Source organism: Lactobacillus kimbladii (assembly GCF_014323605.1).
GTDB lineage: Bacteria > Bacillota > Bacilli > Lactobacillales > Lactobacillaceae > Lactobacillus > Lactobacillus kimbladii_B.
Window position 1 is genome coordinate 40,812 of sequence record NZ_SCMB01000004.1, and the last position, 19,699, is coordinate 60,510.

Genomic DNA, 19,699 nt, shown 5'->3' on the forward strand with positions numbered 1-19,699 from the left:
ACTTTGGGAATTGGGGGATAAAATAGCTATTATGAATATTAAAATTGTTTGTGTAGGCAAGTTAAAAGAAAAATATTTTAAAGATGCAATCGCTGAATATCAAAAAAGGCTGAGTAGGTTTGCCAAAGTACAGCTGGTTGAGGTGCCCGATGAGAAGGCACCGGAAAAGTTTAGTCAAGCAGAACAAAATAGCGTCAAAGAAATAGAAGGAAAAAGAATCCTGAGTAAAATCAAGGATAAAGAATATGTTTTTGTGACTGCAATAAAGGGAAAGCAGAGAAGCAGTGAAAAATTCGCGCGGGAACTAAAGGATCTGGCCACCTACGGACATTCGGATTTGACTTTTGTAATTGGAGGCAGTTTGGGCACCAGCCCGGAAGTAAACAAGCGGGCCAATGATCTGCTGAGTTTTGGCAAGCTGACTTTGCCACATCAGTTAATGCGGGTCGTTTTAATTGAACAAATCTATCGCGGCTTTATGATTAATAGTGGTAGTCCTTATCATAAGTAGACCAAATAGTTCTAATGCTGTATTTTAATCATTACGCAGGTCTAATTTTTAAAATTATATTTAAGATGGAATTTTAGCATGAAAAAAATTGGAATCTGCTAAGTTACCGAAGAAGCACAAGTTTTAACGGCTACGGCTTCACAATTTTGGTAAAAGATGGTCAAGAATTGCAGCAGTTGACCCACAGGCATAGATGGATTTAAAAGCTATTTAAGCAGCTGGTAAGCAAACTGCTGTCATGGTATTATTTCCTGAATATAAAAATGGCTTTACCACCAAGAATAAGGATACAGAAGTAAATCACGGCAATTTGATTTTGCAATTAAACAAGTAAGCGAACTGAAATTTATAAGAATAAGGAAGAAACAAGAATGCGGGTTCCAGCAAAAATTACCAATGAGCGTTATCGCCTTAATTATCATGTCTCAACACCTTCCGGATGGATGAATGATCCTAATGGCTTTTCGTATTATCAAGGCTACTACCATATTTTTTACCAGTATTATCCCTATTCAGCTGAAAGAGGACCTATGCATTGGGGACACTATCGCAGTCAAGATTTGATTCACTGGGAAGAACTGCCAATAGCGCTGACACCAGACAGCCCTGAAGATGACAATGGCTGTTATTCCGGCAGTGCTATTGCAAAAGCTGGTCGTTTATATCTGATCTATACTGGTAATCATTATTATGATGTGAATGATCACAGCCGTTTTTGCCAAACGCAAAATGTTGCATATAGTGATGACGGTATTCATTTTACAAAATACAGTGGTAATCCAGTGATCGCCTTGCCGCCGGCTGATAACTCACAGCACTTTCGTGATCCGAAAGTATGGCAACATGGGAATTCATATTATATTATTGTTGGCAGTCAAGATAAGGCAGGATTGGGTCGTGCAATTACTTATAAGTCAACTGATTTATTGCACTGGGAATATTTAGGACCAATTGCAGTTTCTCAGGGAAGAGATAATGAAGGATATACGTGGGAGTGTCCGGATCTTTTTTCACTAAATGGGCAAGATGTTCTGTTGTGTTCACCACAGGGGATTGCAGCAAAGGGTAAAAAGTATCTTAATCTTTATCAAACGGGATATTTTATCGGCAAGATGGATTATCACAAAAACCAGTTTGAACACGGAGCGTTTCAAGAACTTGATCATGGCCACGACTTTTACGCAGCGCAAACCATGTTAACACCTGATAATCGGCGCATTGTCTTTGGCTGGCTTGATATGTGGCACGCTGACTTTCCTGAACAGGCTGATGGCTGGTGTGGTGCTTTAACCTTGCCCAGAGAACTAACTTTAAAGAATAATCAGCTATATATGAAGCCGGTTAAAGAATTAAAACAGCTGCGGCAAGAAAAAGTAATTGATGAAAAGTTGATGACTTCGTTAAAGCAGATTAATGTTTCCGATTCACAGCATTTGGAATTGCTTTTGACAGTTGAAACTGAAAATTGGTCTGGCAGTGAGATTAATTTTATACTTAAAAATGAGCAGGAAAATTTGGTAACACTAACTTGGAACAAAAGGAATAACGAAGTAGTTTTAACTCGAGCTGATAAGCCGGCAGATGATTCTCAACGTTATGGCAGATTGAGACCAAAGCCCAATTTGAAAATCCAGGTATTTATTGATACCAGTTCAATTGAATTTTTCTTAAATGACGGTGAGCTGGTATTTTCAGAACGGTATTATACTTCTGAAACACCTCAGATTTTGGTCAATGCAGATCAGTCAGTCAAAGTAAATATTATAGGCTATACTTTGGCAAAATAACTTAGGCCATAGAAAAAGCGGACACGCAGGTCCGCTTTTTTATTTTAATGTAAATAGTGCCATGTTAACTAAAAACAGGATAACAATCGACTTAAGCCAGTCACTTTTTTGAACGGGCACAGGCACGATAATTGAGCGCTGGGCGTTCTCACGGTAGCCGTGAGATGCCATACCCTGTGCTAAATTTTCTGCCGAATTAAGCGCAACCAGAATAGCTTTAAAATATAAAACAGGTGACCAAAAGCTTAAATAAACTCCTCTCATCATGCCGGCAGTGCGTATTTGTTTAACGGCTTCCTTCATTCTGGGGACGATGTTAAGAGCGGCTAAAACTCCATAGGCAAACTTACTGGGTAAATGGAAATTTTGCTCAAAAGAGCGTGCTAATTCTGTGGCAGTAGTTCCTATTGATACACAGTAGATAGTCAGGGTATAGACGTAAATCCGACTGGATAAACTCAGTGCATTTTGCAAATTAGGCTGAGGTGCAAACCAATATAAAGTAGCAAAAACCGTAAATGCAGCAATTAGCGGCATTAATAAAGTTAAAAGCAGGTTCTTTACTTTGATATGTTTGTAGATTAGATAAATTATGGTAAAAAAGATGATTAAAAGATTGGTTAACAAGCTAGATTTAAGAGATATTTCTATCGAAATAATCAGTGCTAGAAAAAATTTAAAGCTGGGATTCATGATCACACCTCATTTATTCACGTAGGTTAAATGCTGGTCTTTAAAGATGAGGTGATAGTCACACCAATCTGCCAGATTCCTTAGTTCATGACTAATAATTAAGAGCGTTTGACTGCGCGCTATCTGACTTTCTTTTAATAAAGCCATTACCTTCTTAGCGGAATCTGCATCTAAGCCATTAAGGGGCTCATCAATTAGCAATACATCCTGATCAGAGATTAACATTAGTAAGATTTGCAGTTTCTTTTGTTGCCCGCCAGATAATGAATAAACCACGTGGTCAAGCAGTGAATCAAGTTTAAGGGAGATTAAAGCCTCATTTATTTTGTCATCAGTGAAATAATTGTTGGTTCGCTGCTTTTTGCTTAAATTGATTTCATCCGCAACAGAAACATTGATAAACTGATCGGTCGCATTTTGAAAAATTTGCCCCACTTTAAGGAGATACTTGCGAGCTGATAATTTACTGATTTCCTGCTTGTGATAAGTTAAACTGCCTGCATAAGGGATCATTTTGGTCAGTGCGTTAAAAAGTGATGTTTTGCCAACTCCGTTTGCTCCAGTAATAAGAGTAGTTTTACCAGAAAAGATATTTAAATGTTCCTGCTGTAAAAGTAAGCGGTTTTGTGTAATCTCCGTATTTTTGAGTTTAAAACAAATTTCTTTGTCATCGTTAGGGATGGCAAAAGTATAAGAAACAGATTCCGTATTTTTTTGCAACAGTTTTTCTTTTTCACTGGGAGAAAGTTGTACCAAATCTTTACCTTGAAATTGAAACAGGTTATCGCAATGGCCTTCATAGTCAGTTAACACATGATCGCTCAAAATAATTGTTTTTCCCTGATCGCGCAGGTGAGCTAATTTAGTAATTAAGAATTTGCGAGCAGCTGGATCGCAGCTGGCAAAGGGTTCATCAAGCAAAAAAAGATCGACATTCATCGCAACAAGTACAGCTAAAGCAACTCTTTGCTGCTCACCACCAGACATGGTGTTAATTTTTTGATCAAGCAAATAATCAATTTGCGTGAACTGAACAGCTTCATTCAAGCGTTTTGTATATTGAGTTTTATTAAGACACAGATTTTCTAGTGCAAAAATAATTTCTTCACGTGGCGTTGTCATCGTAAACTGTTCACTGGCATTTTGAAACATCATAGCTGATTTTAATCCGCCTAAATCTAGGGTACCGGTTAATTGGCCCGCAAATTCGGGATATAAATTCGCTAAAATTTTTAATAAAGTAGATTTACCACAGCCGGTTGGACCAACTAATAGTGAAAGTTCTCCAGTAGGAATAGTGAGATTAATATTTGATAAAATTTTGTTTTGCTTATCGTATGAAAAATTCAGATTGTTTAATTTAATCAATTTAGTTACCAAAAAAATCGTCAGGACAATGCCTGACGATGTAAAATCTTTCGTTTTCCCTTCGCTGGCATTATCCATAGCAGGTTCGACGGGTCTGTTCTCAGCCTTTGCGGCACCCCGATGTTAAATTCATTATACATAAAAGAAAAATAGATGTCTACATTTACTAGTATTCTCTCCTTAATTTAAATAACAAAATTCTATTAGTAAGATGAAAATTTGCTATATAATAAATCTATATATTCTAAAATTTGAATAAGAAGGTGAAATAATGGCAGCAGTTAAACTTGAACAATATTTAGCCAGTATTTTGGATTCAACTAAGTCCGACACTAATGAAGTAAAAATAAAACCAAAAAATATTAATTTTGATTTATTTAGAGTATTTTTGGAAAATCGCAATACTGGAGTTCATCGCTACCAAACTACAGCTTCAACTATTTTATATGAAGCTCGGGGATCGGTAAAAGCCAGAATTAATGATCAGAATTTTTTGCTTAAAGCTGGCAATATCGTGTTTTTACAGAGAAAAAGTAATTATGAAATATTGCAGCAGGGCGAAAATGATATATTAGTTAAGTTGGAATTCAACCGTAATTTTAAGATGCTGGATTTTCTGGGAAACTATTCTGTCATGGATTCACGTGAAAAAAAGGTTTTTAAGGCAATTACTGACGCTTATAATCAAAAACGCTTATTATTTTTGAATGGTACAGCACTGTCTATATCTGCAAACGTACTAAAAAAAGTAATTGATGAATATCTTAATCAGGATCTTTACACCCGTCAGGTAATTTTAGCAGAGTTAAACTTGTTATTAATTGCTGCAGTTAGAAATCAAGATTTAGCGACAGCACCTGTGACCAACCATCAATTTGTTCAAACTGATTTAGAAAATTATATTGATGCGCACTTTACTGACATAACACTTAATGACACTGCTAAACATTTTGGCTTTAATCCTAATTACTTTTCAAGTTTGGTTAAACAAAAAACTGGTAAAAGTTTCGTCGAACATGTTGATGAAAGGCGTATGCAAGAGGCGCGAAATTTGCTTGCCCGACCAGATATTTCCGTAAAAGAAATAATTGCACGGGTAGGTTACAGTGGCAAGTCCTTCTTTTATAAAAAATTTAGTGAATATTATCATGAAACGCCAGTCCAAATGCGGGCCGAATTATTTAGACAGGCAAACATCAACTTAAAATAAAAAGCAACCTTGACTAAAAAAGGTTGCTTTATTTTATTACATTTTTTCTAAGCGGCTAATCCTGTCAGCTGTTGGCGGGTGACTGTCAAATAAGTGAGCAAAACTGCGCTTTTTACGTACAGGATCTTCAATATACATGCCGGCACTGCTAGGGTCGGCTTTTTTCATGGGCTCGGAACCGTCAATCTTTTCTAAAGCAGAAATCAGTCCTTGCGGGTTGCGAGTTAATTCTACTGAAGAGGCATCAGCCAGATATTCCCGATTTCGCGATAATGCCATTTGCGCTAAACTGGCACAAATAGGACCCAGAATTACCACAAATACAATAGCCACGATCTTAAAAATGACAACAATAGTACCACCATTGTCGTTATCGCTGTCGCGATCATCGTCAATCCACCAAATATAGCGACTGGCAATACCTGATAAATAAGAAATGACACCAACTAATACTGCGGCAATAGTAGAAACTAAAATATCATAGTTTCTAATGTGAGAAATCTCATGACCTAAAACGCCTTCCAGTTCTTCGCGGTTCATCATGTCAAGTAAGCCCTGAGTAACTGCCACAGCAGAATGGTTGGGATCACGTCCGGTTGCAAAAGCATTAGGACTAGGATCATCAATAATAAAAACTCGCGGCATTGGCACCCGACCGACCAGTGCCATATCTTGTACAACATGCCACAGTTCAGGATTATCTTGCTCTTGGACTTCTTGAGCATGATTAAGACTCATAACCATATTGGCCGGGTTAGGCAGGACAATTAGCATGTAGATCAAGCTAAAAACCACAGCAGTAATTAATCCTAAAACAGGCCGATCGCCAAAAAGATAACCAAGTCCTGCCCCTACAAGTGCCAAAATAATGACAAATAATCCCATAATCCCAACGGTTTTACGTTTATTGCTGGCAATTTGTTGAAATAACATAAAAATTGACCTGGTATTTAAAACTTAACTTTAGGTACTTCTTTTTCCGATTCATTAGTTTGTAAGTACTCAACTTTCTTAAAACCGTGAATGTGAGCAACAATATTAGACGGGAAAGTTAACAGCTTTTGGTCGTAAAGTGCAGCAGAAGAATTGTAAAGTTGTCTTGAATAGGCAATTTTGTTTTCAGTGTTAGTTAATTCTTCTTGCAGTTTCAAGAAGTTTTGGTTGGCTTTAAGGTCCGGATAGTTTTCTGATAAGGCAAAAATTGATTTAAGGGCATCAGAAATTTGATTAGAAACCTTTAAGGTTTGGGCGTGATCATCGCTGGGAATATTTGTTAACTGATTACGCAATTGTACAACATTTTCCAATGTTTCTTTTTCGTGTTTGGCATAGCCCTTAGTTGTTTCGACTAAGTTAGGAATCAAGTCGTTACGCCGCTTTAGTTGTACATCAATCTGACTCCAAGACTCATCGGTGTATACTTTGGCTTTTTGTAAACTGTTGTAAACTGTAATATAAAGTGCAATTAATAAAACAACAATAATTACAATTACCCAAGTTAAACTATTCATAGTATTCCTCCTTATATGTATCTCTTAATTATAACTGATTAAGGACCTTTTGAATATAAAAAAGAAGCTTATACTATCTTTCATTAGCAAAGCTTTACTAAATTGTATCTTAAATTAATAAAAGTCCCCAGCCCACAACGGTTAAAACAATCAGACCGATGAACTGCATTACTGACCATTTTTTGAAGAATTCTCCTCTTGAAACGGTGGCGTTTTGGGTAAATGTTTTTAAGACCAGCATATTGGCCATTGAACCGATAGGAGAGCCAAAGCCGCCTATGTTGGAACCTAAAAATAGTGCTTCCGCGTATGGAGTAAACTTACCAACTAAAATAGTTGCAGGAACATTGCTGATAATCTGACTGGAGATAATCGAAGTGAAGTAGGTTGAACTTTCCGAATTAATCATCGTATGAATGATGCTGACAATCATCGGGATCTGTTGAATATCACTAATGAAGATGAAGAAACAGGTAAAGGTTAATAGCAAAGCAAAATCTACTTTAAGCAAAATTCTCGGGTTTATTAATAAGGCTAAGATAATTGCAACAATCATCGGAATTGCAACATTAATCACCTTAAATACCCCTAAGAAAAATAATGCAAATACTGCTGTAGTAATGATTGTAGGCCTTAAACTGATATTGATCTGTTTAATATCTTGTCTGGGAATTTTTTTACGAGGGATAAAGTAAAAAATAATAAACGTGATGACTAATGCCATTAATAAATAGGGCAAAGACCAGGAGAAAAACTGCAGGGCATTAACAGAATATTTACTGACCAAAAAAATATTGTGGGGGTTGCCCCACGGAGTAAAAGCAGCTCCAATATTTGCACCCATACCAATTAAAGTGACAGGTAAAATTTGTGGCAAGTCACATCTTTTGGCAATATTTAAATACAGGGGAATCAATGTAAGCGCTGTTATGTCATTGCCGAGAAACATCCCAGCAATAATCGCTAGAAGCGTAAACAAGATGTTTAATTTCTGCATATTGTCGGCAATACTGGTCAGTTTATACGCCAACACGTCCAGAACGTGCAAGTAAGCGTATATTTGAATAATGATTAGCATCGCGGCGACTGAAAAAATAGTATGTAAGTTAATATCCTCAAGCCGCGGTCTAGCAAAAAAAAGACTGATAATCGTTATTACAAAAGTAATCTGCAGGATTTTATCACTAAAAACCTTTTTCAAGACGGTCATAAAATGTCCCCTTTCACAAGTTATAATCATCTATAATCGCTATATACATTTTGACCTTTTTTTTTGTTATACGCAATAATAAATTTTTCATGGTGAAAAGCACTTTTACTATAAACATAATTTTTGACACTATAACTTAATATATCCTATACTGGAGAAAATTGCTAAGGATTAGGAGGAAATATTAAAATGAGTAATTCCGAATCAGTTAAAATGAATGTTAAAGCAGGTGCAGCTGATAAAATCAAGAAAAGTGTGAAAGACGGACAAGTTGTTTTGCTTTCATTAAATGACGGTTCCAACAAATATTCTAACATTGCCGGTAGCTGTGCTGCCGGGACTCGTTTTCAATTTGTAGTCTTGGATCAGCAAGACCCAGACTTTTCACTTAAAGTTGAAAATAATATTGGCTTAAATTTATACACCAGTCCTGCAGAAATGCAATATTTAGGCAACGATTTGGTAGTAGATGAAAAGAATGCGGCCATTAGTTTAGCCGATGACAGTGGCGTAATTGATGCTGCCATGACAGTTAGTGAAAATAATTAGTGCATTTAACTAATAATATGTACTCAAAAATAACTTTATTTTTAGCGTTCCAGAATGGAGCGCTTTTTATTTTAAATGGCAAAACAGAACGGTTCAGTATGAGCGCATCTTGCTTCAAAAAGTCCTAAGTGTTAAACTATATAAGATTTTCGAAAATCTTGAAAGGAAGTATAGTACTATGCGTAAAGGTGAAAATTACAACACTGGTTGTGAACCAAACCAAAGACCTAAGAACAAGAAGAACGGCAGAAAACGCGTTGCGCACGTGGCAGCAGTCGTTGCTTTCTTGAACAAGGCCAAAGCAGACGAAAATAAATAGTTTGTTTTTAAACAAAACTAAAAGGTGGATGAAGTTTTCGTCCGCCTTTTTTTATTGCTCTAAATTGAGTAGAATTAGATTAATGATACATACATTTTGCTCTAAGGAGAACGCTTAAAAGTGAAATTTCAATGCAGTGCATGCGGTTTGCGCATCAATGCCAAACATTTTAAACAAACGGGCTTGATTAACCCTAAATTAACTAGTATTTGCGATCTGTGTATCCAAAGAGGAGAAGCACCGGAGAATTTTGCTAATATTGCAGTGAAAGTCTTTGCGCAATGTCTGCTGTTTACTTTTGTCGGAAAAGATGAAGACTCAGATAATCCTACGTTTTTAATTGCCAAAAATGACGTGCGCAAGCGTTATGAAGCCTTTATTCAGGATTATGACGGCAATGAATTGGCCCAGCAACAGCTATCAGCACATGATTTTAATCAGGCGGTAATTGACAGTGAGACGGGTCAAACTGACTTTATACCCAGCAGCGAATTTACTTTTGCTGAAAACCTAAGTAAATTAGGCTTAAACGTCGACTTTAAACTCAATGAAGTGGATTATATTGACCGCGAGCGTATTCGGGCCAAGTACCATTACCGCTGCCAATACTGTGGCAGGCGCGGACGCAGTGTTGATCACAAAGATCCGGTTTCGCTGTCACATAATAATGATTTTGACAACCTGATTTTATCCTGCACGGAATGCAATCGCATCAAGTCCAACATGCCCTATAAATTGTTTGTCAGTTTAAATAATGAAATTCCTGAAGTTAACCACAAACTGGTCAAATATGAAAATGCTCTTGCTACTTTGAAGGGTGAATTTGAGGAAAGACGGCGTGAATTAGCGGCTAAAATGCATCTGAAAGGCGTTGTTAATGATCCTGAACTTGACCAGATTCGTAAGCAAAACAAAAAATTGCAGGATGCAATTGATAGCTTGGAGAGCGATTATACTGACTTGCGTTCTTTACGCGAGCAGCATTTTATGACTGGCTGGAAACTAGCGCAAGTAAATGAGAAAGAAGATATTATTTAATTTTTAAAAGGCTTACAATGAAATTAAGAGGAAAAGGAGGTCAAAAAATGAAGTCAACTAAATTCAAGCAAAATATTTTAGCAAAATTGGGGATCAGTATGGCTGCCGCAGTCTTGGGCATGATGAGTGGCGCTAATCTGGTCCAGAATGTTTTGGCAGCTTCTGCAACACCTGCTGCTAACGATCAAACTGCAAAAACAACACCAACTGCAACCAGTACTGTCAATAATCAGCTAGGCTTTTGGACTGGCACAGATGGCAGCTGCACGTGGCAATATGATGTCCTTACTAATACGCTGACTATTAGTGGTGCTAAAGGAGCACAACTGTCAAGTACACCTTTTACCAAAGAATTCAAATGGGCTGGAAGTATTGAGCATATCGTTTTTGAAAATCCGTTTAAGTTACCTGCAAATTCAAAAGAAAAATTTGCCAATTTGAGATATTTGTCTGATATTAAGGGCTTAGAGAACGCTGATACCAGTGATGTAACCGATATGTCTGGTTTATTTGCCGGTGATATGAACCTTAATAGCTTAGATATTAGTAAGTTTGATACCGGTAAAGTTACAGATATGAGTAACATGTTCTTTAAATTAGGTATGGATAATGCTACTGCTATAGCAATAGATTTGAGTAAATTGAATACCGCAAATGTAACCACTATGAACAGCATGTTTGTGGCGGCCAATTTTAAAAAGCTGGATTTAAAAAACTTTAATACTAGCAAAGTAACCGATATGGCAAATATGTTTTCCGGTACCAAGGCAGAAACGATTAATGTAGATAGTTTTGATACCAGTAAAGTACAAAATATGAGCGGAATGTTCAATAATTGCCTGATTGAACAGCTCGACTGCTCAGGCTTTAATACCAAAAACGTAACGGACATGAGCAATATGTTTTCTCATAGTATGGACATAACAACTTTAAACTTGAGCAATTTTAATACTAGTAATGTTCAAAATATGAAAGCTATGTTTTTTGGAGATTCCAATTTGACCAATTTGGATTTGAGTAATTTTGATACTAGTAAAGTAACTAATATGTCAGGTATGTTTTCAAACGATACAGCATTAAAACAACTTAATTTAACGGGCTGGAATACTTCCAATGTTACTGATATGAGCACTATGTTTGCTGGATTAAAGAATTTGGTCAGCTTGGATATTAAGCACTTTAATACCAGCAAGGTAACTGATATGTTTGGCATGTTTGAGGGTGCTGAAAATTTAATTGATTTTGATATTAGTAATTTTGATACCAGCAAGGTCACTAGCACCAGCTATATGTTTTCTGGTATGAAAAAAATTACCAGCTTAGATTTAAGCCATTTTAATACTAAGTCCAATAAAAATTTGTCTGAAATGTTTAGTGATGATGACAACTTAAAGACGGTTAATTTGAAAGGCTGGAATACCAAACGGGTCAGGAGTATGAGTCGCATGTTTAAAAACGACCCGCAGCTGGTCAATATTAATTTAAGTCATCTTAAAACTAATAGTCTCACTGAAGCTTATGAGATGTTTAAAAATGATCGGAGTCTCAAAACTGTTGATTTACATAATTGGAACACCCGTAAATTAACTGAAGTAAGTGAGATGTTTGCTCAATGTCCTAATCTTACTAATGTTAATTTACACGGCTGGCACATGCCTAAACTGACTGATTCGACAGATATGTTTATGCAGGACAAGAAATTAGCGGGGGTTGATCTGACTAATTTTAATATTCATAACAGCAGGATTTTAAATCAGGCAGGCAATCCTAAAGGATTTGCTGTGAAGCTGGGCCATTACCGTTTGCGTAAGAGTTCAGGTGTAGGTCAAGGATTTAAGCACATTCAAGCTGTAGGCAAAGGAACAATTAGAAAACCGAAAGGCAAAAAATATACTGCAAAGCAGTTATTTAAGCTGTATAATCACTCTGCCAAAAAGAGTCCTAGAGAAACCTATGTCATGTATAACGGTAAAAAACCACAGTTACCAAAATCATTTCATTTTTGATTTTTAGTAAAATAAAAGGATTAGCTCATTGGTGTGACCTAATTTTTGGGTTCACATCACATTTCAGAACTAATCCTTTTTAGTTTGTCTTTCTAGTAAACTTTAGGCAAATTCAGGGAAGTTTAAAGTTTTTATCTGTGTTTTAGTGGTTTTTAACAGCCAGATTGCCTGATCTACTTGTGCCAGTGTCGCTTTGCTCGACCGTAAGACAACAGCAGCATTAGCTAAAGCATAGTCATAGCTCTGCATAAGTCCATCATAATGGACACTTTCGTTAATAGTTTGCTGTCCAGAGTCAAAGTCTTTCTGGAGCTTCACTTTATCGCTGTCGGTTGCTACTTTTTGTTTCTGCTCAGCTGCTAACGAAGTGTTTACAGGAGAAAGTTTTATGCCCCAGCTAAATTTCACATCACTTGCTTTAACGAAACTGTTAGCTGCTATTATTTTTTCACTGGTGGTTAGAGTGATTGGACCATATTTTTTGTCAGTCGCCGGGGCCTTTAGTTGTGTGCCATCATTGTTGATAAGGGCTTTTCTGTCTAAATTGTTACTCAGAAGGTGATAATACAACTCAGCTTTGTTTGTAGCCGCATTCCAAATATAGAACAAGCCGTCAACATTAAAGTCAGACTGCTTTGCAGTATTAAAACTAATCCCAACGGGTTTTCCTGTGACGTCATAGAGTTTAACGTTTGCGGTAGTCTTTGCAGTAACAAAACTATAGGTTAAATCAGAGTAGTCGGTCGTTGGTAAGTAATTTCTCAGGTTGATACAGTTTTCATCTATGTATTCATCATGATGATTATGCAGGCGGAAAATATAGCCTTCAAAATCTTCTGCCCAAGGTTCAACGGCTAAATCAACTTTTATTTTCTGCCCCTTTTTTAAAATATGTTTGGTTTTCATTTCGTTTAAAGTCTGAGTGGCTGTCTTTTTGAGAACGGTGGCCGTTGTAACCCCATTGTAAGTTAAAGGATAACCATCTAAACTTGCCACATTATAGGCTTTGACATAGCGATTTTTACCAATGGCATAATATTTTTTCCCTTTAATTTTTGTGAGTGGCAGATAGAAAATATGCTCATCGTTATCTGATTTAAAGTATTTACTATAATAGTATTTTGGTCTTGACTTAACTTGTTTAACTTTGCCTTGATATTTAACGATAGCTCGCTTAGGTAAAGTGTGGCCACTCTTGTTACCGGCCTTAGTATAAACAGCTGATTTTTGTAATAAAACAACTTTGCCCTTTTTACTGTTTTTACCGTTAACTTCCTTGACATCAGCGGCATTAATGTAGCAGCCATTACCAATGTTATAGAATTTTTGCCCATTAATTATTTTGGAGCCGTAATATTGCATAACATCTGCATTGAATCCTGGAATGTACTTATAGCCATTGGCATCATCTTCAGCATAAGGCAGATATTTGTTCTTGTTTTTAATTTTATGACCATATTTATTATAAAGATGGGCATCATAGATTAACGTGATTTTACCTTTTGCGGTCTTTTTACTGCTTTTGGCAGCTGCAACTGTTTGTATTTGATTGCAATTTGCTAAAAAAGGTGTGACGACCAATGCCAAAGCCGTGATCGCCAAGCAGATTTTTTTGGTTAATTTCATGATTTACCTCCTTACTAATCCTTTCTACTGAATTTATTATAACCTAATATAGGTGCCACAATACATGTCATACAGTAAAAGAATAAAGGCTGACAAAGTTTAGCTTAAGTTTCAAATCATTAATAAGTTTTAAGCAAAAAACCCGTATAATTAGGGTAAGAGAAAAGAGGTATCAAGATGAAGCTTCCAAATTTAATCAAGTTTGAAAAAACTGGGATAGGTATTGCAACAATGGCATTAGGTTTAGTCGTAACGGTGCAAACAAACGTAAATGTGGCTGCTGCAACAGAAACTCCTGCTGTTGTCCCAATTAGTGCGACAGGTTTGCCATCTGATGCCGGTCTTTGGATTGGCACTGATGGCAGCTGCACATGGCAATACGATGTTATTAGTAGAACTTTGCGGATTAGTGGCGCGCAAAAGAGCAGTCAATTATCCAGCACACCATTTTTAAAGCAGTTTAAATGGTCTGGTAATATTGAGCATATTGTGTTTGAAACACCGATTCAAATGGCTCCGAATTCGGCAGAAAAGTTTTCCGGTCTTGAGTATTTGGAGGATATTACGGGCCTCGACAAGGTTGATACTAGTCAAGTGACAAATATGGCTTTGCTTTTTACTAATGACAAAGCTCTAATTAAAGCTGATGTGAGTCACTTTGATACCAGCCAAGTGACTAGCATGGAACGAATGTTTGACAACACAGCCTTAACAGAAGTAGATTTGAGCAGTTTTAATACAAGCAAAGTCACAAATATGAGCGGCATGTTTAGAAACAGCCCGATGAAACATCTTAATCTGAAAAGTTTTGCTACCAGCCGAGTGACCAATATGGCAGAGATGTTTGCGGATAGCGATGTGGCAGAACTTAATCTAGCTAATTTTGATACTAGTAATGTCACTAACATGGCTGGTATGTTTGCTGGAATAAAAGTTACTGAACTAAATCTTAAGCACTTTGATACCAGAAAAGTTAATAATATGTCTGATATGTTTTCCAGTACCTCAAATTTGTCAAGTCTTGATCTGAGTAATTTTGCTACCAGTCAAGTGACTAATATGGCGGAAATGTTTTCGGGCAGTACAGTTATTCACTTAAACCTGGCTAATTGGGACACCAAAAACGTCACCAGTATGAAAAATATGTTCCAAGGGTGTTCTGACTTAACTAAACTTGACTTAAGCGGCTTTAATACCGGTAATGTTACAGACATGTCGGGGATGTTTGCAAAATTCGCCCATTTGGATCAGCTAAATTTCAGTCACTTTGATACGAGTAAAGTTGAAGATATGAGAGAAATGTTCGCAGACAATCCAGCTGTTACTAGTTTAGATTTAAGTAGTTTTGATACCAGCAACGTTATTAATATGATCTCGCTGTTTTCTGGAGACAGCTCTTTGACCAAACTCAATTTAACGGGCTGGAACACCAAGAACGTACGCTGGATGAATTCAATGTTCAGTGGCGACAGCAGTCTAAAAGACATTGACTTGAGTCACTTTAATACTGCCAAAGTTACTGATATGCTTAGGATGTTTAAAGGTGCAAAAAGTCTTGAGCAGCTTGACCTGCATACTTGGGATACACGTCAGGTTACCAGGGTCAGCCAAATGTTTATGGACTGTGATAATCTTGTTTTTGTTGATTTACGTGGCTGGCGGTTACCAAAAATGTATGATTCAACGGAAATGTTTACTAATGATCAAGAGCTCGCTGGAGTTGATTTAAGCCATTTTAATATTCATAACAGTAGGATTTTAAATCAGGCAGGTAATCCTAAAGGATTTGCTGTCAAGCTCGGTCATTACCGCTTACGTAAGAGTTCGGGAGTAGGTCAAGGCTTTAAACATATTCAAGCTGTTGGCAAAGGCACAATTGTCAAGCCTCGGGGCAAAAAATATACGGAAAAACAATTGCTAAAACTGTATAACCATTCGGCTAAAAAGAGTCCTAAAGAAACGTATGTCATGTATAATGGCAAAAAGCCACAGCTGCCTAAAGGGATTAATCTCAAATAGATAAGAAAAGGCTAGTTCGTAATTAAAAACGAATTAGCCTTTTTCTATTAGTCTAAAAGATTTAATCGCCCTGAGGAACAGACATAGTTGTCAGTTGCTCTTTAGCAGTTTTAACATACCAGACAGCTTCAGCAACTTGGGCGATAGTTGCCTTATCAGATCTTATTATGGCAGAGGCATTACTTAAGGAGCAATCATAATTATTCATTAGATCCGTATCATATTTAGCGTTTTGATCTAAATCTTTGCCCTCATTAAAAAGTGCTAGTAATTCTTGCTTGTCAGCAGTCGTTGCAATTCTTTGATCATTTTTGGCCTGCTCAATCGTATTAAGTGCTTTCAGCTTTAACCCGCTGACATATTTAACATCGCTAACTTTGATAAAGTTATTGCCATAGTTTAATTTTTGGTTATTACTGTGGGTTACTGAATCTTGATCTGGTATCGGATTTGGTTGCTTGTCATCAATCACATTAGTATCGCTGTAATTTAGACAGTGATAAAACAGTTCCGCCTTGTTTTTCTCAGGAATCCACAAGTACATTAAGCCATCAACCGTCAGATTACTATGTGTCGGCTTCATGATATGCTTGCCAGTTGCCTTGCCAGAAGTATCATAAAGTTCAACGCTGTTGCCTGCTAATGGGGTGACATAAGTGTAGACTAAGTCACTGTAATCAATAATAGGCAGGTTCCTTTTCAGTTTAACTTCGTATTCTGAAACATATTCGTCTGGGTGATCGTGCAATCTGTATATATAACCCTCAAAGCCATCAATTTCGTATGGAATAACAGTTAAATCAAGTTTAATCTTTTGTCCTTTTTTCAGTTTCCGCTTTGCAGCAGAATAATTTACCGTTGTGCTGGAGGTGTTCCTAAGGACAGTCGCTGACGAAACACCATTGTAGCGAGCAATGTGACCGTTAATGTAGCCGACATTAGCTGCCTTAATGTAGCGATTATGTCCTAAAGAGTAATAATATTTCCCTTTAATTTTATGAGTAGGTATATATCTGGGTTTGAAGTATCTGTCTAAATCATTAAGATAATAAAAGTATTTGGGTGTTTTAGTAGCAGTCTTAGCTTTTCCTTGATACTTGACAATTGCATCAGTTCTTAATTTCTTACCAGTTGCTTTGCCAGTCTTGGTGTAAATCAATGAATTGTGACTTAATACTAGTTTGCCTTTTTTAATATTATGACCTTTTACTTCTAAAATATCGGCATTTTTAACGTAATAGTTATGACCAAGGTTGTAAAATTTTTGCCCGTTAATTTTTTTAGTACCGTAGTAGGAATAACTGGTTCTGCCATCGCTGTATTCATCAATTTCCATGTCAGTAATCACGTAGCCCTTGGAATCAGCGCTAAAACCTTCAGGAACGGTAAAGCCGTGAGAAATATTCAATTTTATTTTATGACCTGAAGGATTGTAAACATAATCGTTTTTAAGCAGCGTAACTTCTCCTTTGGCTTTCTGAGCAGCTTTTACTGTTGGGGAATTGGTGATATTTGGCAATAATGGACTAGCAGTTAATAATAAGGCTGTTAGTCCAATACAAATTTTCTTAAAACGTTTCATATTATGACCTCACAAATTATGACCTTACAAAGATGAGCTTATAGTTTAATGTTATCGTAACCCAAAATGAAACTCAAATTTATTTTATCTGGTGAATTTAATGGATTTTTCTGGCTTTCATTATTTTTAACAACTAGGAAAATTATATTTTGGGTTTGAAACGGCTTATAATTAAGTTAATGAAAAGGAGGTCATGATAATGAATCATAACCATTCAAGACAAATTTTAAGTTTAGTTAAAAAAGTTGGTATTAGCAGCAGTCTTGCTTTTTGTGGTCTGAACTTAATGGCAGCTGCTGTTAAGCCGGTTTCTGCTGCAACTAATAAACCTAATGCTAGCGATCAAGTGAATAATGATATTCAAGAAATACCAGGTATTTGGTCAGGCAAAGATGGCGACTGCAGCTGGAATTATGATATTGTTACCAGAACCCTGACAATTAAAGGAACTCAGAAAAATAGCACTCTTTCGAGTCGCCCGTTTAATGAAGAATGGAGTTGGGGGAATAATATTACCCATATTGTTTTTGCCTCCCCCGTAAAACTTCCTGCAGATTCAAAATATAAGTTTAGCGAGCTAAATAATTTGAAAGACATTAAGGGACTGGACTTAGTTGACACCAGTGAAGTCACTGACATGAGTGGCTTGTTTGATATGGATCAGGCTCTGACTGAGCTTGATTTAAGTCACTTTCAAACTGATAAAGTAACTGATATGAGTAGAATGTTTGAGTCTACAGGACTATCAACGCTAGATTTGAGCAGTTTTAATACTAGCAATGTCACTAACATGAATTATATGTTTAGTAATTGCACTGCTGAAAACATTAACTTGACCAGTTTTAATACTAGTAATGTCACTAAAATGGATTATATGTTCAATGGCTGCACTGCCAAAAGCATTAACTTGAGTAGTTTTAACACCAGTCGCGTTACTGAAATGAGTGATATGTTTAGTCTAACCAAACTTCAAAATCTTAATTTTGCTGACCTTGATACAAGCAATGTGACTGATATGTCAGGAATGTTTGAGCGGGCTGATATTTCTAATTTAGATTTTGCCAAACTCAATACTAGTAAAGTTACAGACATGGAATACATGTTCTCAGGAACAACTGGGGTAAAGACTCTGGACCTTAGTTCATTAGATACCAGTAATGTTATTAAGATGTCAAATATGTTTGCTTCAAGCAAAATAACAAAATTAGTTTTAGACAATTGGGACACCAATAAGGTAACAGATATGTCGTATATGTTTGCTGACTGTCCTAATTTAACGGATGTTGACTTGAGCAAATTGCATACGGCGAATGTCACAAACATGTCATACATGTTCGAGGGCTTTTCACAGATAGAGCAATTAAATCTAGCCAAACTTGATACTCATAATGTTAAAAACATGAGAGGAATGTTTGCGAAAAATCCTAATCTAAAAAGTATAAATTTGAATCATTTAGATACGTCAAATGCAACCAATATGCGGGAAATGTTTGCAAAAAATCCTAATTTAAAAAGTATAAATTTAAATCATTTAGATACATCAAATGTAACTAATATGCGGGAAATGTTTGCGGAAGATCCTACTATAGAAAGTCTAGATTTAAGTCATTTAAATACTGCAAAAGTTACCACCATGTGGGGGATGTTTACTGGAGATTATTCTTTAACCAATTTGAACCTGGATGGCTGGAATACTGAGAATGTTAAAGACATGACTTATATGTTTACTGATAATAAGAGTTTGATTAGCATAGATCTTTCGCATTTCAGAATGACTAATGTTACTAGTACGACTGGTATGTTTAATGATTGTACTAATCTGATGTATGTGAATTTAAGTGGCTGGCATTTACCGAAATTAAAATCTTCAACTATAATGTTTGAAAACGATAAAAAATTAGTTGGAGTTGATTTAAGTCATTTTAATATCCATAATAGTCAGATTTTGCTCAAAGCTGGTAATCCAAAAGGCTTTGTTGTCAAGCTCGGGCATTACCGCTTACGTAAGAGTTCGGGAGTGGGTCAAGGATTTAAGCATATCCAAGCAGTGGGTAAAGGGACAATTAGGAAGCCTAAAGGCAAGAAATATACGGAAAAACAATTGCTAAAACTGTATAACAATTCGGCTAAAAAGAGTCCCAAGGAAACTTATGTCATGTATAATGGCAAAAGACCACAGCTGCCTAAAGGGTTCAAACTTAAATAATATAAAAAAGACTAGTTCGCTTTAACTGCGAATTAGTCTTTTGTTCTATTAGTGAGGACACTGA

Annotated in this window: 16 protein-coding genes and 1 riboswitch; of the genes, 9 read left to right on the forward strand and 7 right to left on the reverse strand. The window is 36.4% G+C overall.

Annotation, left to right across the window (positions count from 1 at the left end):
- The first annotated feature begins 31 nt into the window (after window positions 1-31).
- A complete protein-coding gene (rlmH, locus tag ERK18_RS06650; protein WP_187154801.1) occupies window positions 32-511 on the forward strand; it encodes a 23S rRNA (pseudouridine(1915)-N(3))-methyltransferase RlmH in 480 nt (159 codons plus the stop codon).
- A 371-nt stretch (window positions 512-882) separates the two neighbouring features.
- The gene (locus ERK18_RS06655) at window positions 883-2,298 is read left to right on the forward strand and encodes a glycoside hydrolase family 32 protein (protein WP_187154802.1); all 1,416 of its coding nucleotides are present in this window, start codon (window positions 883-885) and stop codon (window positions 2,296-2,298) included.
- A 39-nt stretch (window positions 2,299-2,337) separates the two neighbouring features.
- On the opposite strand, the gene ERK18_RS06660 is transcribed toward ERK18_RS06655, so the two are convergent.
- Entirely contained in the window at window positions 2,338-2,991 is a 654-nt protein-coding gene (locus ERK18_RS06660; RefSeq protein WP_187154803.1) for an energy-coupling factor transporter transmembrane component T family protein, read from the reverse strand.
- Between the two features lie 9 nt (window positions 2,992-3,000).
- Window positions 3,001-4,437, reverse strand: a complete 1,437-nt coding sequence (locus tag ERK18_RS06665; RefSeq protein WP_187154804.1) for an ATP-binding cassette domain-containing protein — start codon at window positions 4,435-4,437, stop codon at window positions 3,001-3,003.
- A riboswitch (TPP riboswitch) is annotated at window positions 4,399-4,489 on the reverse strand. It overlaps the preceding gene by 39 nt.
- Window positions 4,490-4,630: 141 nt before the next feature.
- Here ERK18_RS06665 and ERK18_RS06670 point away from each other — a divergent pair.
- Window positions 4,631-5,569 (forward strand): AraC family transcriptional regulator, encoded by a 939-nt coding sequence (locus ERK18_RS06670; RefSeq protein ID WP_187154805.1) that lies wholly within the window; start codon window positions 4,631-4,633, stop codon window positions 5,567-5,569.
- A gap of 36 nt (window positions 5,570-5,605) precedes the next feature.
- On the opposite strand, the gene htpX is transcribed toward ERK18_RS06670, so the two are convergent.
- The 3 genes from htpX to ERK18_RS06685 all read right to left on the reverse strand — a co-directional run bounded on the left by htpX (window position 5,606) and on the right by ERK18_RS06685 (window position 8,290).
- Window positions 5,606-6,502 carry a zinc metalloprotease HtpX gene (htpX, locus tag ERK18_RS06675; RefSeq protein WP_187154806.1) on the reverse strand — a complete coding sequence of 299 codons (897 nt, stop codon included), beginning with the start codon at window positions 6,500-6,502 and terminating at the stop codon, window positions 5,606-5,608.
- A 17-nt stretch (window positions 6,503-6,519) separates the two neighbouring features.
- Window positions 6,520-7,080: a LemA family protein gene (locus ERK18_RS06680; protein ID WP_187154807.1), complete on the reverse strand. Its 561-nt coding sequence runs from the start codon at window positions 7,078-7,080 to the stop codon at window positions 6,520-6,522.
- A 109-nt stretch (window positions 7,081-7,189) separates the two neighbouring features.
- Entirely contained in the window at window positions 7,190-8,290 is a 1,101-nt protein-coding gene (locus ERK18_RS06685; RefSeq protein WP_187154808.1) for an SLC13 family permease, read from the reverse strand.
- Between the two features lie 189 nt (window positions 8,291-8,479).
- Between ERK18_RS06685 and ERK18_RS06690 the strand changes: the two genes are divergently transcribed.
- From ERK18_RS06690 to ERK18_RS06705, 4 genes are all read left to right on the forward strand, one after another.
- Window positions 8,480-8,839, forward strand: coding sequence for an iron-sulfur cluster biosynthesis family protein (locus tag ERK18_RS06690; protein WP_187154809.1), 360 nt, complete (start codon window positions 8,480-8,482; stop codon window positions 8,837-8,839).
- Between the two features lie 178 nt (window positions 8,840-9,017).
- Window positions 9,018-9,158, forward strand: a complete 141-nt coding sequence (locus tag ERK18_RS06695) for a hypothetical protein (protein WP_122051793.1) — start codon at window positions 9,018-9,020, stop codon at window positions 9,156-9,158.
- Between the two features lie 120 nt (window positions 9,159-9,278).
- On the forward strand, window positions 9,279-10,196 hold the full coding sequence (locus tag ERK18_RS06700; RefSeq protein ID WP_187154810.1) for an HNH endonuclease: 918 nt from the start codon (window positions 9,279-9,281) through the stop codon (window positions 10,194-10,196).
- Between the two features lie 47 nt (window positions 10,197-10,243).
- The gene (locus ERK18_RS06705) at window positions 10,244-12,202 is read left to right on the forward strand and encodes a BspA family leucine-rich repeat surface protein (protein ID WP_187154811.1); all 1,959 of its coding nucleotides are present in this window, start codon (window positions 10,244-10,246) and stop codon (window positions 12,200-12,202) included.
- Window positions 12,203-12,304: 102 nt separating this feature from the next.
- Here ERK18_RS06705 and ERK18_RS06710 read toward each other — a convergent pair whose 3' ends face one another.
- A complete protein-coding gene (locus tag ERK18_RS06710) occupies window positions 12,305-13,828 on the reverse strand; it encodes an SLAP domain-containing protein (RefSeq protein WP_187154812.1) in 1,524 nt (507 codons plus the stop codon).
- A gap of 177 nt (window positions 13,829-14,005) precedes the next feature.
- Here ERK18_RS06710 and ERK18_RS06715 point away from each other — a divergent pair, with 177 nt between their 5' ends.
- The gene (locus tag ERK18_RS06715) at window positions 14,006-15,847 is read left to right on the forward strand and encodes a BspA family leucine-rich repeat surface protein (protein ID WP_187154813.1); all 1,842 of its coding nucleotides are present in this window, start codon (window positions 14,006-14,008) and stop codon (window positions 15,845-15,847) included.
- Window positions 15,848-15,908: 61 nt separating this feature from the next.
- On the opposite strand, the gene ERK18_RS06720 is transcribed toward ERK18_RS06715, so the two are convergent.
- Window positions 15,909-17,429: an SLAP domain-containing protein gene (locus ERK18_RS06720; RefSeq protein WP_187154814.1), complete on the reverse strand. Its 1,521-nt coding sequence runs from the start codon at window positions 17,427-17,429 to the stop codon at window positions 15,909-15,911.
- 199 nt (window positions 17,430-17,628) lie between these two features.
- Between ERK18_RS06720 and ERK18_RS06725 the strand changes: the two genes are divergently transcribed.
- Entirely contained in the window at window positions 17,629-19,635 is a 2,007-nt protein-coding gene (locus ERK18_RS06725; RefSeq protein ID WP_187154815.1) for a BspA family leucine-rich repeat surface protein, read from the forward strand.
- Window positions 19,636-19,699 lie beyond the last annotated feature (64 nt).